This window comes from Micromonospora sp. CPCC 205554 (genome assembly GCF_036902745.1).
Lineage (GTDB): Bacteria > Actinomycetota > Actinomycetes > Mycobacteriales > Micromonosporaceae > Micromonospora > Micromonospora tulbaghiae.
Map to the genome: position 1 here is coordinate 1 of NZ_JBAKHP010000045.1, position 14177 is coordinate 14177.

16 protein-coding genes are annotated in these 14177 nt (G+C 70.8%); 13 read left to right on the forward strand and 3 right to left on the reverse strand.

What is annotated here, in order from left to right; all coding sequences use genetic code 11:
• Positions 1-430 (reverse strand): ATP-binding cassette domain-containing protein (locus V6U82_RS29995; protein WP_334467279.1); only part of this gene is annotated, 430 nt, incomplete at its 3' end.
• Positions 431-671: 241 nt separating this feature from the next.
• Here V6U82_RS29995 and V6U82_RS30000 point away from each other — a divergent pair.
• The 6 genes from V6U82_RS30000 to V6U82_RS30025 all read left to right on the forward strand — a co-directional run bounded on the left by V6U82_RS30000 (position 672) and on the right by V6U82_RS30025 (position 8276).
• A complete protein-coding gene (locus tag V6U82_RS30000) occupies positions 672-1220 on the forward strand; it encodes a Uma2 family endonuclease (RefSeq protein ID WP_334467280.1) in 549 nt (182 codons plus the stop codon).
• 113 nt (positions 1221-1333) lie between these two features.
• Positions 1334-2770, forward strand: a complete 1437-nt coding sequence (locus tag V6U82_RS30005) for a TldD/PmbA family protein (protein WP_334467281.1) — start codon at positions 1334-1336, stop codon at positions 2768-2770.
• A gap of 14 nt (positions 2771-2784) precedes the next feature.
• Positions 2785-4197, forward strand: coding sequence for a TldD/PmbA family protein (locus tag V6U82_RS30010; RefSeq protein ID WP_442933481.1), 1413 nt, complete (start codon positions 2785-2787; stop codon positions 4195-4197).
• 227 nt (positions 4198-4424) lie between these two features.
• Positions 4425-5246 (forward strand): hypothetical protein, encoded by an 822-nt coding sequence (locus V6U82_RS30015; RefSeq protein WP_013288449.1) that lies wholly within the window; start codon positions 4425-4427, stop codon positions 5244-5246.
• 10 nt (positions 5247-5256) lie between these two features.
• Positions 5257-7170, forward strand: coding sequence for a fumarate reductase/succinate dehydrogenase flavoprotein subunit (locus V6U82_RS30020; RefSeq protein WP_334467286.1), 1914 nt, complete (start codon positions 5257-5259; stop codon positions 7168-7170).
• Positions 7170-8276, forward strand: coding sequence for a succinate dehydrogenase/fumarate reductase iron-sulfur subunit (locus tag V6U82_RS30025; RefSeq protein ID WP_091428234.1), 1107 nt, complete (start codon positions 7170-7172; stop codon positions 8274-8276). Before V6U82_RS30020 ends, V6U82_RS30025 begins: the two co-directional genes overlap by 1 nt.
• 107 nt (positions 8277-8383) lie before the next feature.
• On the opposite strand, the gene V6U82_RS30030 is transcribed toward V6U82_RS30025, so the two are convergent.
• Positions 8384-8824, reverse strand: coding sequence for a (deoxy)nucleoside triphosphate pyrophosphohydrolase (locus V6U82_RS30030; RefSeq protein ID WP_205775970.1), 441 nt, complete (start codon positions 8822-8824; stop codon positions 8384-8386).
• Between the two features lie 184 nt (positions 8825-9008).
• Between V6U82_RS30030 and V6U82_RS30035 the strand changes: the two genes are divergently transcribed.
• The 4 genes from V6U82_RS30035 (at position 9009) to V6U82_RS30050 (ending at position 11386) form a co-directional block, all read left to right on the forward strand.
• Complete coding sequence (locus tag V6U82_RS30035; protein ID WP_120573214.1) at positions 9009-9317, forward strand: 4a-hydroxytetrahydrobiopterin dehydratase; 309 nt, start codon at positions 9009-9011, stop codon at positions 9315-9317.
• A gap of 32 nt (positions 9318-9349) precedes the next feature.
• Positions 9350-9712 (forward strand): PH domain-containing protein, encoded by a 363-nt coding sequence (locus V6U82_RS30040; RefSeq protein WP_334467291.1) that lies wholly within the window; start codon positions 9350-9352, stop codon positions 9710-9712.
• Between the two features lie 22 nt (positions 9713-9734).
• Positions 9735-10448 carry a SanA/YdcF family protein gene (locus V6U82_RS30045; protein WP_334467292.1) on the forward strand — a complete coding sequence of 238 codons (714 nt, stop codon included), beginning with the start codon at positions 9735-9737 and terminating at the stop codon, positions 10446-10448.
• 206 nt (positions 10449-10654) lie between these two features.
• Positions 10655-11386, forward strand: a complete 732-nt coding sequence (locus V6U82_RS30050; RefSeq protein WP_334467293.1) for a class I SAM-dependent methyltransferase — start codon at positions 10655-10657, stop codon at positions 11384-11386.
• A gap of 279 nt (positions 11387-11665) precedes the next feature.
• On the opposite strand, the gene V6U82_RS30055 is transcribed toward V6U82_RS30050, so the two are convergent.
• Positions 11666-11947, reverse strand: a complete 282-nt coding sequence (locus V6U82_RS30055) for a hypothetical protein (RefSeq protein ID WP_334467294.1) — start codon at positions 11945-11947, stop codon at positions 11666-11668.
• Between the two features lie 234 nt (positions 11948-12181).
• Here V6U82_RS30055 and V6U82_RS30060 point away from each other — a divergent pair, with 234 nt between their 5' ends.
• From V6U82_RS30060 to V6U82_RS30070, 3 genes are read left to right on the forward strand one after another with little or no spacing between them, the layout of a single operon-like run.
• A complete protein-coding gene (locus V6U82_RS30060; protein ID WP_128137275.1) occupies positions 12182-12541 on the forward strand; it encodes a GntR family transcriptional regulator in 360 nt (119 codons plus the stop codon).
• Complete coding sequence (locus V6U82_RS30065; RefSeq protein WP_334467297.1) at positions 12538-13416, forward strand: ABC transporter ATP-binding protein; 879 nt, start codon at positions 12538-12540, stop codon at positions 13414-13416. Before V6U82_RS30060 ends, V6U82_RS30065 begins: the two co-directional genes overlap by 4 nt.
• Positions 13413-14108: an ABC transporter permease gene (locus tag V6U82_RS30070; RefSeq protein WP_334467299.1), complete on the forward strand. Its 696-nt coding sequence runs from the start codon at positions 13413-13415 to the stop codon at positions 14106-14108. Before V6U82_RS30065 ends, V6U82_RS30070 begins: the two co-directional genes overlap by 4 nt.
• The last annotated feature ends 69 nt before the right edge of the window (positions 14109-14177 follow it).

Genomic DNA, 14177 nt, shown 5'->3' on the forward strand with positions numbered 1-14177 from the left:
GATGCACCCGGTACGCCTCAGCGATCTGCCTACCCACCGAGTAGTACGGATGCAACGCCGACAGCGGATCCTGGAAGACCATCGCCATGTCCCGGCCCCGCAGCCGCCGCACCTCCTCCTCACCCAACCCCACCAGCTGACGCCCACCCACCGAGATCTCCCCCGAGATGGTCGTGCGCTTCGCGTTGTGCAGACCCAGAATCGCCAGCGACGTCACACTCTTACCCGACCCGGACTCCCCCACGATCCCCAGCGTGCGACCCCGCTCCACCGCGAACGACACCCCGTCCACGGCCCTGACCACACCGTCCTCGGTGTCGAACCGCACCCGCAGATCCCTGACCTGGAGATAGGGCCCGTCGCCGGATCGCTGCTCCGGCACCTCCGGGCGGTCCGGCTCCCCGGACGGCACCGCCTCCGACCTGCCCATTGACCGCCTCCCCTTCGGTGATGAAGAGAACCTACAGCAAACCCTTGGAGGCGAAAATAAGCTACATCGAGCGGTCTGTCAGCGGTGAGAGCGTAACGACTCGGTCTCCCGTCCGCACGCCCCTCACCTGGGACATTCACGGCCGCGATTGGGCATCTCGGCCTCGTCGTCGCACCCGGGGGTGCGACCATGGTCCCGGTGACGAAGGGACCATTCCTGTCGGCACGAGGTGGAGGCGACCATGACCGCGGCGGTGTTCGGCCACGACGGCCCGTGGACCGAAGAGGAGTACCTCGCCCTCGGCGAGACGCGGCAACGTGTCGAACTCTTCGACGGGAGCCTGCACGTGACACCGGCACCGACTCCGCGGCACCAGCGAATCCAGCGGAACCTCGGCAATCTGCTGGAGGCCGCAGCCCGCAGCGTCGGCCTGGAACTGCTGGAGACGGTGAACGTCCGGCTCCGGCCGGGCCGCATACCGATTCCCGACCTGGTCATCACCGAGTCGATCGACTTCGACGAGCCGATGATCGAGGCGCGGGACGTGCGGCTCGTGTGCGAGGTCATCTCACCCGGCAACGCGGCGACCGACAAGGTGCTCAAGATGCACTACTACGCCGCCGCGGGCATCGAGTGGTACCTGCTGGTGGAGCAGGAGACCGGCACGCTGCACCTCCACCGGCGGCAGGGCCGGCACTACCGGGAGGTGTCGGTGACCAAGCCCGGTTCCGTGCTGGAGCTGGCCGAGCCCGTCCGGGCCACGATCCGGCCGGAGGATCTCGTCCCCTGACGGATGTCGGCGCGCTCGCCTAGGGTCGGGCGCATGAGCGAGCGTCAGCGAGCGAATCATCGGGGCGGCGCGAAGGTGCCTCATGCCGGCACGCAGCGCAGCGGAGCACCGGCATGAGCGAATTCGACGCGGCGACCGCCGCCGTCCAGGCCGCTCTCGACGCGGGCGCCCGGTACGCGGACGCCCGGGTCATGCACCGCCGCTACGAGTCGATGTCGGCCCGCAACGGCGACATCGAGGAACTGAGCCAGGACGAGAGCATCGGGCTGGGCGTACGCGCGCTCGTCGGATCGGGTTGGGGCTTCCACGCCGTACCGGATCTGTCCGACGCCGCGGCCCGCGACGCCGGCCGGCGCGCCGCGGCGATCGCCACCGCGAGCGCGCGGGTTCCCGGCCCGCCGATCGACCTGGTGCCGGTCGGGGCGACGGTGGCGACCTGGGCCTCGGACTGCGCGGTCGACCCGCTCGGCGTGCCGCTGTCGGACAAAGGCGACCTGCTGGTCCGCGCCACGGCGACGATGCGCGAGCACGGCGCCGACCTGGCCGAGGGGCTGTACCAGATCTGGGACACCTCGAAGTGGTTCGTCTCCAGCGAGGGTCACCGGATCGACCAGCGGATCCGGGAGTGCGGTGGCGGCATCTCGGCCACCTCGATCGGTGACGGCGAGACGCAGCGCCGGTCCTACCCGAGCTACCGCGGGCAGTACGGCACCACCGGCTGGGAGCTGGTCACCTCGCTCGACCTGGCCGCGCACGCCGCCCGCATCGCCGAGGAGTCCCGCGAGCTGCTCACCGCGCCGCTCTGCCCGGCCGGCGAGACCGATCTGATCCTCGGCAGCGAGCAACTCGCGTTGCAGATCCACGAGTCGGTCGGGCACGCCATCGAGCTGGACCGCATCCTCGGCTGGGAGGCGGCGTTCGCCGGCACGTCCTGGCTCGACCTGGCCCGCCTCGGCTCGCTGCGCTACGGCTCCGAGCTGATGAACGTGACGATCGACCCGACCATCCCGGGCGCGCTCGGCAGCTTCGGCTTCGACGACGAGGGCTCCCCGGCGGTAGCCCGGGACGCGGTCCGCGAGGGTCGGTGGGTCGGGGTGCTCGCCGGCCGGGACTCGGCCGCCGTCGCCGGACTGGACTACGGCGGCAGCGTACGGGCCGACGGCTGGGCCCGGCTGCCGATGGTGCGGATGACGAACGTGGGCCTGGAACCCGGCCCGCACACGCTCGACGAGATCGTCGCGGCCACCGACGACGGGGTGCTGATGGACATCAACCGGTCCTGGTCGATCGACGACAAGCGGCTCAACTTCCAGTTCGGCTGCGAGGTCGGCTGGGAGGTGAAGAAGGGTCGCCGGGGGCGGATGCTGCGCAACCCGACCTACACCGGTATCGGCCCGGTCTTCTGGCGCTCGATGGACATGCTCTCCTCGGAGACGGTCGCCTGGGGCACGCCCAACTGCGGGAAGGGGCAGCCAGGGCAGGTCGGGCACACCGGCCACCCGGCCGCGCCGGCCCGGTTCCGCGGCGTCCGGGTGGGGGTGCGGGCATGAGGCGGAATGAGGGCATGAGCGCCGAGCTGGAGATCGCCGCCGGGGTGGTCGACCTGGTCCGGCAGACGGCCGGAGCGGGCGCCGAGGCCGAGGTGCTGGTGACCCGCTCCGATCTGGCGCTGACCCGGTTCGCCAACTCGTTCGTCCACCAGAACGTGTCCGAGACCGGCGTCGCCGTACACCTGCGGTTGCACGTGGACGGGCGGACCGCGACCGGCAGCGGCAGCCGGGTCGACGCCGACGGCCTGGCCGTGCTCGTCGAGCGGACCCGCGCCGCGGCCCGGCTCGCGCCGCCCGACCCGGCCTGGCCAGGGCTGACCGCGCCGACGCCTGTGCCGTCCGGCCCGGCCGTGGACGAGGCCACCGCGTTCGCCTCGCCCGACGAGCGGGCCGAGCGGGTACGCGCGTTCGTGGACGCGGTCGAAGGGCTGGAGGCGGCCGGCTACTGCCGCACCGCGTACCGGTCGGGCGCGTTCGCCAACTCGGCCGGGCACACGGCCGTGGGTCGGGCGGCCGAGGCGGCGATGGACGGCATCGCCCGGGCCGGCGGCGCGGACGGGGTGGCGCGGCTCTGCGCCGACCGGCTGGCCGATCTCGACGGGGCGGCGCTCGGCGCGCGCGCGGCGGCGAAGGCGCGCGCCGCGGCCGACCCGGTCGAGCTGCCGCCCGGGCACTACGAGGTGGTGCTCGAACCGGCGGCTGTCGCCGACCTGCTGCAGAACCTGGCCTGGTACGGCTTCAACGGCAAGCGGTACGCCGAGCGGCAGTCCTTCGCCGAGCCGGGCACGGCACAGTTCGACCCGGCGGTGACGCTGGTGGACGACCCGCTGCACGCGAGCACGCTGCCGTTCGACCTGGAGGGCACGCCCCGGCGGGCGTTGCCGCTGGTGGAGGGCGGCACCACAGGCGCGGTGGCGTACGACAGGCGTGGCGGCGCCGAGGCGGGCGCCGGGTCTACCGGGCACGGCATGCCGGGCAGCGCGACGTTCGGGCCGATCCCGCACAACATCCGCCTGCTGTCGGGCACGAGCGACGCGGGCGCGGCGGGCGCGGCCGTCGCCGCCGGATCGGTGAGCGCGGGTGTGACCGGGGCGGTGGGCGACCCGGACACCGCCGCGCTGGTGGCCGGGATGCGGCGCGGGCTGCTGGTCAGCGACTTCTGGTACACCCGTGTGCTGGACCCGAAGCAACTCGTCGTCACCGGGCTGACCCGCAACGGGGTGTGGCTGGTCGAGGACGGCGTGCCGACCCGGGCGGTACGCGACTTCCGGTTCACCGAGTCCTACCCCCGGGCGCTGGGGCCGGGCCGGGTGCTCGGCCTGGGCCGGACGGCGGTCCGTCAGCCGGGCCGCGTCGACGGTTCCTGGTACGAGGCCCCGGCACTGCGGCTGTCCTCCTGGCACTTCACCGGCGGTGCGTCCGGGTGACCCGGCGCGCCACCGGGCGCGTCACGCCACCGGTCGGCGCACCGTTCGACCGGCCCGCCACATTGATCATGAACTGACTCTTTCCAAGCTGCGGGACACACGGGACACTGCGTTGCGCGGCCGGGCCGTGAAGATCGGCGTAACGTGTGTCACTTAGCCGCACCGGTTCGCCGGTGTGGCCTCGCGCGTGCGCAGGACGTGACAGTGACGTCAGGGAGATGACTCGAATGACAACTACGTCGGCCAGGACGCCGAGACCGCAGCCGCGGGGAGGGCGGGCACGCGCCGCCATCGCGGCGAAGACGTTGCGGACCGACAGATGGTGGATCGCCCCGCTGATCACAGTGGTGGGGCTCAGCGCGTGGGTCATCTACGCGACGGTCCGGGTCTTCATGCACAAGTGGTACTGGGTGGAGCAGTACCACTACCTGACGCCGTTCTACTCCCCCTGCGTCACCGACCGCTGTGTCGAGGGCTCCTCGCACTTCGGTCAGTTCCTGCCCGGCTGGTGGATCATCCCGGACGCGGCGCTCACCCTGCCGTTCCTGCTGCTGTTCCGCCTGACCTGCTACTACTACCGCAAGGCGTACTACCGGTCGTTCTGGCTGTCGCCGCCGGCCTGCGCGGTGCCGGACGGGCACCAGTCGTACAGCGGCGAGACGCGTTTCCCGCTGCTCGGGCAGAACCTGCACCGCTACTTCTTCTACGCCGCCGCGATCATCTCGCTGATCAACACCTGGGACGCGATCCTGGCCTTCCACTCCCCCGAGGGCTTCGGCTTCGGCCTGGGCAACATCATCCTGATCGGCAACGTGGTGATGCTGTGGGCGTACACGATCTCCTGCCACTCCTGCCGGCACATCATCGGCGGGCGGCTCAAGCACTTCTCCAAGCACCCGATGCGCTACAAGGCGTGGACCGGGGTGTCCTGGTTGAACGTCCGGCACATGCAGCTCGCCTGGATCACCCTGGGCACCCTGGCGCTCACCGACTTCTACGTGATGGCGGTCGCCGCCGGCTGGATCAACGACCTGCGGTTCATCAACTGAGAGCCTGGACATGACTGAGACGCGAATCGAACGACACCACTACGACGTCGTCGTGATCGGGGCCGGTGGCGCCGGCCTGCGCGCGGCGATCGAGGCCCGGCTGGCCGGCAAGAAGACCGCGATCATCTCGAAGTCGCTGTTCGGCAAGGCGCACACGGTGATGGCCGAGGGCGGCGCCGCCGCCGCGATGGGCAACGTGAACTCGCGCGACAACTGGCAGGTGCACTTCCGGGACACCATGCGCGGCGGCAAGTTCCTCAACAACTTCCGGATGGCCGAGCTGCACGCCAAGGAGGCGCCGCAGCGGATCTGGGAGCTGGAGACGTACGGCGCGCTGTTCGACCGCACCAAGGACGGGAAGATCTCGCAGCGCAACTTCGGCGGCCACGAGTACCCGCGCCTGGCGCACGTCGGCGACCGGACCGGCCTGGAGCTGATCCGTACGCTCCAGCAGAAGATCGTCTCGCTCCAGCAGGAGGACAAGCAGGAGTTCGGCAGCTACGACGCGCGGATCCGGGTCTTCTCCGAGACCACGATCACCGAGCTGCTGCTCGACGGCGACCGCGTGGCCGGCGCGTTCGGCTACTACCGCGAGTCCGGCGAGTTCGTCCTGTTCGAGGCGCCCGCCGTGGTGCTCGCCACCGGCGGCGTCGGACGGTCCTACAAGGTCACCTCGAACTCGTGGGAGTACACCGGCGACGGCCACGCGCTGGCGCTGCGCGCCGGGGCGACGCTGATCAACATGGAGTTCCTCCAGTTCCACCCGACCGGCATGGTCTGGCCGCCCTCGGTGAAGGGCATCCTGGTCACCGAGTCGGTACGCGGCGACGGCGGGGTGCTGAAGAACTCCGAGGGCAAGCGGTTCATGTTCGACTACGTCCCGGACGTGTTCCGCAAGCAGTACGCGGAGACCGAGGAGGAGGCGGACCGCTGGTACACCGACCCGGACAACAACCGGCGTCCGCCGGAGCTGCTGCCCCGTGACGAGGTCGCCCGCGCGATCAACAGCGAGGTCAAGGAGGGCCGGGGTACGCCGGCCGGCGGCGTCTACCTGGACATCGCCTCCCGTAAGTCGGCCGAGGAGATCCGCCGCCGCCTCCCGTCGATGTACCACCAGTTCAAGGAGCTGGCCGACGTCGACATCACCAAGGAGCCGATGGAGGTCGGCCCGACCTGTCACTACGTGATGGGCGGCGTCGAGGTGGACCCGGACTCCGGCGCGGCGTACGGCACGGTGCGCGGGCTCTACGCCGCCGGTGAGGTGTCCGGCGGCATGCACGGCTCCAACCGGCTCGGCGGCAACTCGCTGTCCGACCTGCTGGTCTTCGGCAAGCGCGCGGGCGGGCACGCCGCCACGTACACCGATCAGCTCACCACCCGCCCGGCGGTGTCGGTGGCGGCGGTGGAGGCCGCCGTGGAGACGGCGCTGGCGCCGTTGCAGCGGGACACCGGGGAGAGCCCGTACCAGCTCCAGCAGGACCTCCAGGTGGTCATGGGCGACCTTGTCGGGATCATCCGGCGCGAGGGCGAGCTCGCGGACGCCATGCGCAGACTGGCCGAGCTGCGGGAGCGGGTGGCGAAGGTGAGCGCGGCCGGCGGCCGGCGCTACAACCCGGGCTGGCACCTGGCGCTGGACCTGCGCAACATGCTCGTGGTGTCGGAGTGCACCGCGATGGCGGCGCTGGAGCGGCAGGAGTCGCGCGGCGGGCACACCCGGGAGGACTACCCGGCGATGGACCCGAAGTGGCGGCGGGTCAACCTGGTCTGCTCTCTGGACGGGGACACGGTCCGGCTGACCCACAAGCCGCTGCCGAAGATGCGGCCGGAGCTGATCGGGCTGTTCGACCGGGCCGAGCTGGCCAAGTACCTGACCGACGAGGAACTCGCCGAGTTCGACGCCCTCACCGAGGAGGCGAACAACTGATGGGAAGTAAGCGCCAGTTCCGCATCTGGCGGGGCGACGAGACCGGCGGCGATCTGAAGGACTACACGGTCGAGGTGAACGAGGGCGAGGTGGTCCTCGACGTGATCCACCGCCTCCAGGCCACCGAGGCCCCGGACCTGGCGTGCCGGTGGAACTGCAAGGCCGGCAAGTGCGGCTCCTGCTCGATGGAGATCAACGGCAAGCCGCGGCTGGGCTGCATGACGCGGATGTCGACGTTCGAGGAGTCCGAGACCGTCACTGTCACCCCGTTGCGCACCTTCCCGGTGATCCGGGACCTGGTCACCGACGTCTCGTTCAACTACGAGAAGGCCCGGGAGACCCCGGCGTTCGCGCCGCCGGCCGACGTGGCGCCCGGCGACTACCGGATGCAGCAGGTCGACGTCGAGCGCTCGCAGGAGTTCCGCAAGTGCATCGAGTGCTTCCTGTGCCAGAACGTCTGCCACGTGATCCGCGACCACGACGAGAACAAGCCGGCGTTCTCCGGCCCCCGGTACTTCATCCGGGCGGCCGAGCTGGACATGCACCCGCTCGACGCGCGCACCGACCGCCGGGAGTACGCGCAGTCGGACATGGGACTCGGATTCTGCAACATCACCAAGTGCTGCACCGAGGTCTGCCCCGAGCACATCAAGATCACCGACAACGGGATCATCCCCATGAAGGAACGGGTCGTCGACCGCAGGTACGATCCCCTTGTGTGGCTCGGTAACAAGATCTTCCGGAGGGGTCAGGTGCCTCAGACCAGCGCGACCAGCGGGCATTCGAGTGGTGCCGTCACGTCCGGAGGGGCGCACGGCGGGGCGCACGCGCACGGCGGCGGTTCGCACGCCGGCGGGGTGCACTCGCACGCGGGCGGCTCGCACGACAGCGCCGCCGAGCGTCAGGCCCAGCAGGGCGTCAACTGGCACCGCGAGGTGCCGCACCCGACCGCCCCGGCGGTGGACGCCAACGGCAAGCTGCCGCTGACCGAGCTGACGTTCAACAAGGCCGCCGCGCCGTCGCCGTTCGGCGACGACGTGACGTTCCCGCTGCCGCCGGAGCACCTCAACTTCGCTCACCCGCAGCAGGACGAGCCGAAGCACTGAACAGCAGCGCGACGATGACGGGGGCCGGCGGCACGAGCCGCGGGCCCTCGTCTCTTTTCTGCCGGGCTGTCCGCTTCACCGGACGGCCCGGCTCGCGCCGCGGTCGTTCAGGGCGTGTCGAGCAGGGGGCGAAGCGCGGCCACGATCGGCACGTCGGCCGGCAGCCAGTCGACGCTGTCCAGCTCGGCGGCGGACAGCCAGCGCAGCTCGGCGTGCTCCAGCGCCTTGGGCTCGTCGCCGTGCAGCAGGCGGGCGGCGTAGACGCGCAACACGGACCGGCCGTGCGCCATCCGTACGTCCCGGCCGACGCGCGCGCCGACCGCCACCCGTACGCCCAGTTCCTCGACGCACTCCCGGGCCAGCGCGTCGGTCTCGGCCTCGCCCGGCTCGACCTTTCCGCCCGGGAACTCCCAGCGCCCCGCCACCTCGGGAGGCGCGGAGCGCTCGCATGCCAGCACCCGGCCACCCTCGATGATCGCCGCCCCGACGACCACCCTCGGCTCCCGCCGGTCGGCCTGCCCGCTTCCGCTAACCCGTTCGGTCCGCACGGGCCACCAGCGTGCCAGATCAATCGGCGGTTTGGGTAGCTGCGTCGGCCGTCAGGTCAGCAGAACACGGAAGTGTGGGCGTGGACACACCATCTGAGTGGCGAGAGACTAGAGGGCGTCGACTGGGACACGGGATGGCGACGATTTGGCCACAAGCCGGCAACGACGCCTGGGAGGTGCGGTGATGCGCGTGCTGTTCAGCGGCCGGGCGAAGCACGACTACCTCAGCGACGCACTGGCCCTGCTGTCCGGATGGACGCGCGAGGGCGAACAGATCCGCCGCACCATCGTCCTCGACGACACCCAGCACGCCGCGCTCACCGAGCGGGTGGCGGTGGTTGCCGACGCGCTGCGGCTGCGCCCCGAGATCAGCCGCCGGGCCGACCGTACCCACATCAGGCTCGGGCACGGCGACGGCGAGCCACTCACCGAGGGTGAGGTGCTGCTCGCGGCGCGCATCGAGGACGCGGTCCGCGCGGTCACCGAGCCCTGACCGGCTGGCACGTCCCGCCTACCCTCGGGTGCATGTCTGGCCCCACGTACGACCGCAAGGAACAGTTCCAGCAGATCCAGAGCGGGTTGCTGCCCGGTGAGCAGATCATCGCCGTCTACGACGCGGTGGGCACCGGCACCGGCTTCATCGGGCTGACCGACCGGCGGGTGATCATCCAGGACCGCTCCTTCGTCGGCAAGCGGTACGCGATCACCAGCATCCCGTACTCGAAGATCACCAGCGTGAGCGTGGTGAGCAACAAGTCCTGGGGTGGCTCGTTCTTCTCCACCGGGTCGATCGCCGTGCACGTCGGCACGCACACCTACGAGGTCGAGTTCCGGGGCGCGCAGAAGAGCCACCACGTGCACAACGTGATCCTGCAGTACATCTCCTGACCCGCCTGGCACAATCGCCGCCATGCGAGGGCTGACAGCGCGGTGGCGGGCCTGGCGGGGCGACCGTCGGCGAGCCGTACGCCTGCTCCGCCGCCTCCTGGTGCTCGCCACGGCTGCGGTGATGCTGCTGGGCGCCGCCACGCTCGCCAGCGTGAGCTGGGTCCGCGACGCCGCCGAGGGGCACGTGTTCGACGCCGCGGACGTGCCCGAGACGCCGGTGGCCCTCGTGCTGGGCACCAAGGTGGAGCCGGACGGCACGCCGGCGCCGTTCCTCGCCGCCCGGCTGGAGATCGCCCGCCAGTTGTACGCCGCCGGCAAGGTCCGGGTGCTGCTGCTCTCCGGCGACCACATGGACTGGGACTACGACGAGCCGGACGCGATGCGGCGCTGGCTCGTCGAGCGGGGCGTACCGGTGGAGAGGACGGTGCTGGACCACGCCGGGTTCGACACGTACGACTCGTGCGTCCGCGCGCACCGCGTCTTCGGCGTCCGGCGGGCCACAGTGGTCACCCAGTCGTTCCACCTGCCGCGGGCGGTGGCGCTCTGCCGGGACGCCGGCATCGAGGCCGTCGGCGTCGGCGACGACACCGCCCGCCGCTACGCCGACCAGTGGCGGGTCAGCTCCACCCGGGAGTACGGGGCGTGCGTGAAGGCCGCCGTGGACGTGCTCACCGGACGTGACCCGGTGCACCTCGGCCGCCGGGAGACCGCTGTGGACGACGCGCTGCGGGCGTAATCCGGTTGTCCCCTCGGGTGGCTGCTGGTCTGCTGGACCCCTCGAAGCCGACCGGAGGGAGCACCACCATGCCGAACGCTGCGAAGCCCAGCCGATCCGTCGTCACCTCATCCGAAACGAGGCTTCGTCTTGTCGTATCCCATTCCGGCGGAGGTCACTGACCTCGCGCCGCGTCGCGTCCCCTCCGCCCGGCGGGAGGGCGCGTGATGTCCGTCTTCGACGATCCCGGTCTGTTCGGCCGGCTCTGGGCCGCCACCTACGACGGCCCCGGCAATCCCGACCCGGCCCCGGCTGTCGACTTCCTCGCGCCGCTGGCCGAGGGAGGCCCGGTGCTCGAACTGGCGGTCGGCACCGGCCGGGTGGCCCTGCCGCTGGCCGCTCGCGGGCTGGCCGTGGAGGGCGTCGAGGCGTCCCCGGAGATGGTCGCGCACCTGCGCGCCAAGCCGGGCGGCGCGGACATGCCCGTCGCGATCGGCGACATGGCGGACGTCCCGGTCGCCGGGCCGTACCGTCTGGTCTTCCTGGTGTTCAACACGCTGTTCAACCTGGTCTCCGAGGAACGCCAGGCGACGTGCTTCCGCAACGTCGCCCGGGTGCTCGCGCCCGGCGGGGCGTTCGTCATCGAGACCTTCGTGCCCGACCCGGCGGACTTCGACCGGGACGAGCAGGTCCAGGTGCGGGAGGTGACCGAGGACTCGGCCACCATCCGCATGCACCGGTACGACCGGGCGGCGCAGACGTTCGTCCGGCAGACAGTCACGTTCGACGCCGCCGGCGTGCACCTCAAGCCGTTCGCCATGCGGTACGCCTGGCCGGAGCAGATCGACGAGCTGGCGGAGCGGGCCGGGCTGCGGCTCACCGAGCGGTACGCCGACTGGGACCGGGCGCCGTTCGACGCGGACAGCCGCGCGCACATCTCCGTCTACCGGCGGCGGTAGCGCTCACGTCGAGGGGCCGGGGCATCCCGTCCCGGCCCCTCGATCGCGCGGCGACAATGACCACCGCCGGGCCCGGACAGGAGCGCTGCGTGTACGCGGGCGTGGTCGAGCACTCCGTCTACGTGCACCCACGGGCACGCGGGCGCGGCGTGACCTTGACCGAACGCCGCAGCCGTCAGATCTGACGTTTCCTCCGGGCCGCCCTTGTCCCGGTGATCAAGGAGTTTGTGTCCGGTCGGCGCGGTCCGTGGGACGTCAACCCCTTGGTCACCGGGTCGGTCAGGCGCCGACCAGGTGACGGCGCACCAGGGCGTCCCGCTCCAGGACCAGGTCGACCATCTGCCAGAACTCGGCGAGCCGGGGATGGGCCAGGCCCTCCTCGCGGCTGAGCTTGCGGCCGAAGATCGGGCTGTCCCCCGCTACCTCACCACCGTCGACGAGCGTCGCGGCCGGCCCCGGCGAGCCGGCCACCGGCCCGACCCGGCAGCCGAAGGTGACGTGGTCGTCGAAGTCGTCGCCGCCCCAGCTGCCCAGGATCGCGTCGATCCAGACCTCGTGCACGCCGTCGTGGTGGTAGCAGCTCGCGAAATAGACGGCCTCCGTCGCGTGGTCAGTGCGGATGTGGGCCCAGGTCCGCCTCCGCGGCGGTGTCGCAGCAGCCGCAGACGAACTCCCGTACCTGGCGGGTGCTCTCGTTGATCCTCAGTGTCACGGCGCGAACCTTAGCGAGCACTTGACGGTTCTGGTGCCCGGGTGCGATGGTTAGTTACATGAGTAATGAACCGAAGAACCGGGATGGATGACGGGCGGCCGATCTTCGTCCAGATCGCGGAGCTGATCGAAAACTCGATCATCGACGGGACGTACGCGGAGGAGACCCAGGTGCCGTCGACGAACGAGCTGGCGGCGTTCCACCGGATCAACCCGGCGACCGCCGCCAAGGGGATCAACCGCCTGGTCGATGACGGGCTGCTCTACAAGCGCAGGGGGATCGGAATGTTCGTGGCAACGGGGGCCGTCGAAACACTCCGGGAACGCCGCCGGCGCGAGTTCTCCGACCAGTACGTACGGCCCCTCATCGAGGAGGCACGCAAGTTGGGCATCGGCACCGAGGAGCTGAAGAAGCTCATCGAGACAGGGGAGGAACAGCGATGAGCGTCGTGGCGGCAGCCGGCCTCACGAAGCGGTTCGGCGACGTGACCGCTCTCGACGACGTCACCTTCACGCTGGCAGGAAACAAGATCTACGGTCTGCTCGGCCGTAACGGCGCCGGCAAGACGACGCTGATGCAGCTGATCACCGGCCAGAACAGCGGCACCAGCGGCGACCTCACACTCTTCGGCGAGCGCCCGTACGAGAACGAGCGGGCGCTGTCGCAGGTGGCCTTCATCAAGGAGAGCCAGACGTACCCGGCCGCCTACCAGGTCCGGCACGTCCTGAGCCTGGCCGAGCGGCTGTTCCGCAACTGGGACGAGGACTTCGCACAGTCCCTCGTGGACGACTTCGACCTGCCGCGCAAGCGCAACGTGCGCAAGCTGTCCCGCGGCATGCTGTCCGCGCTGGGCGTGACGATCGGCCTGGCCGCACGCGCGCCGCTGACCTTCTTCGACGAGCCGTACCTCGGTCTCGACGCGGTCGCCCGGCAGCTCTTCTACGACCGGCTGCTCGCCGACTACGCCGAGAATCCGCGCACCGTCGTGCTCTCCACCCATCTCATCGACGAGGTGGCCGACCTGATCGAGCACGTGCTGCTGCTCGACCGCGGCAAGCTGCTGCTCGACGCACCCAGCGACGAGTTGCGCGGCGAGGTGATGGAGGCGTCCGGCCCGGCCGCGGTGGTGGACGAGTTCGCCGCCGCGTACCGGGTGCTGCACCGCGAGCAGCTCGGCGGCGCGGTCCGCGCGTCGCTGCGCGGGTCGTTCGACAACGCCGAGCGGATGCGTGCCAAGAAGCTCGGCATCGACCTGGCACCGGTGTCGCTCCAGCAGGCCGTGGTGCGCCTGACGACGGAAGGGACGAAGACCCGATGACTCGCATCCTCGACGTCGCCCGGATGCACACCATCGCCTGGGTCGGCCAGTTGGCCTGGCCCTGGGGCATCATGGCCATCTCGCTCGGCGTCAACCTGCTGATCTTCGCCTCGATCGACGAGGCCGCGCCGGGCAAGAACACCACAGGCGGTCTGGCCAGCCTCTACATCGTCTGCTCGATCGTCGCCGCCGCCTCGATCAGCCAGGTGTTCCCGTTCGCGCTGGGCATGGGCGTCACCCGCCGCACCTTCTACCTCGCCACCGTGCTGGTCAACGTGGTGCAGGCGGTCGTCTACGGCATCCTGCTCTACCTGCTCAACCTGATCGAGGGCGCCACCGGCGGCTTCGGGATCCAGCTGCGGTTCTTCCGGATCCCGTACATCAACGTCGACAACGGGCTGCTGCAGATCGCCGTCTACGCGGTGCCGTTCCTGTTCCTGAACTTCCTCGCTGTCTTCGCCTCCGTCTGGTACGTGCGGTTCGGCATGAACGGCCTGCTCGGGGCCGGCGCGGCCCTGATCCTGGTGACCGGCCTGCTCGTCGCGTTGATCACCTGGCAGGGATGGTTCGGCGACATCTGGCAGTGGTTGAGCAGCCAGCACCAGGTCAGCCTGCTGGTGGGGTGGCCCGCCCTGATCGCCGCGGTGGCCGCGCTCGCGGGAATGGCGGCCATCCGCCGGGCCAACGCCTGACGGCAGCCACGGGTGGCGGCCGACGACCCGCGCGGTGCGGGTCGTCGCCGCCACCCGCAGCTCCCCGGT

Excerpts from the sequence above, each read along its gene's own strand:
- V6U82_RS30000 (WP_334467280.1), top strand. The coding sequence starts at position 672 with ATGACCGCGGCGGTGTTCGGCCACGACGGCCCGTGGACCGAAGAGGAG.
- V6U82_RS30005 (WP_334467281.1), top strand. The coding sequence starts at position 1,334 with ATGAGCGAATTCGACGCGGCGACCGCCGCCGTCCAGGCCGCTCTCGAC.
- V6U82_RS30010 (WP_442933481.1), top strand. The coding sequence starts at position 2,785 with ATGAGCGCCGAGCTGGAGATCGCCGCCGGGGTGGTCGACCTGGTCCGG.
- V6U82_RS30015 (WP_013288449.1), top strand. The coding sequence starts at position 4,425 with ATGACAACTACGTCGGCCAGGACGCCGAGACCGCAGCCGCGGGGAGGG.
- V6U82_RS30020 (WP_334467286.1), top strand. The coding sequence starts at position 5,257 with ATGACTGAGACGCGAATCGAACGACACCACTACGACGTCGTCGTGATC.
- V6U82_RS30025 (WP_091428234.1), top strand. The coding sequence starts at position 7,170 with ATGGGAAGTAAGCGCCAGTTCCGCATCTGGCGGGGCGACGAGACCGGC.
- V6U82_RS30035 (WP_120573214.1), top strand. The coding sequence starts at position 9,009 with ATGCGCGTGCTGTTCAGCGGCCGGGCGAAGCACGACTACCTCAGCGAC.
- V6U82_RS30040 (WP_334467291.1), top strand. The coding sequence starts at position 9,350 with ATGTCTGGCCCCACGTACGACCGCAAGGAACAGTTCCAGCAGATCCAG.
- V6U82_RS30045 (WP_334467292.1), top strand. The coding sequence starts at position 9,735 with ATGCGAGGGCTGACAGCGCGGTGGCGGGCCTGGCGGGGCGACCGTCGG.
- V6U82_RS30050 (WP_334467293.1), top strand. The coding sequence starts at position 10,655 with ATGTCCGTCTTCGACGATCCCGGTCTGTTCGGCCGGCTCTGGGCCGCC.
- V6U82_RS30060 (WP_128137275.1), top strand. The coding sequence starts at position 12,182 with ATGGATGACGGGCGGCCGATCTTCGTCCAGATCGCGGAGCTGATCGAA.
- V6U82_RS30065 (WP_334467297.1), top strand. The coding sequence starts at position 12,538 with ATGAGCGTCGTGGCGGCAGCCGGCCTCACGAAGCGGTTCGGCGACGTG.
- V6U82_RS30070 (WP_334467299.1), top strand. The coding sequence starts at position 13,413 with ATGACTCGCATCCTCGACGTCGCCCGGATGCACACCATCGCCTGGGTC.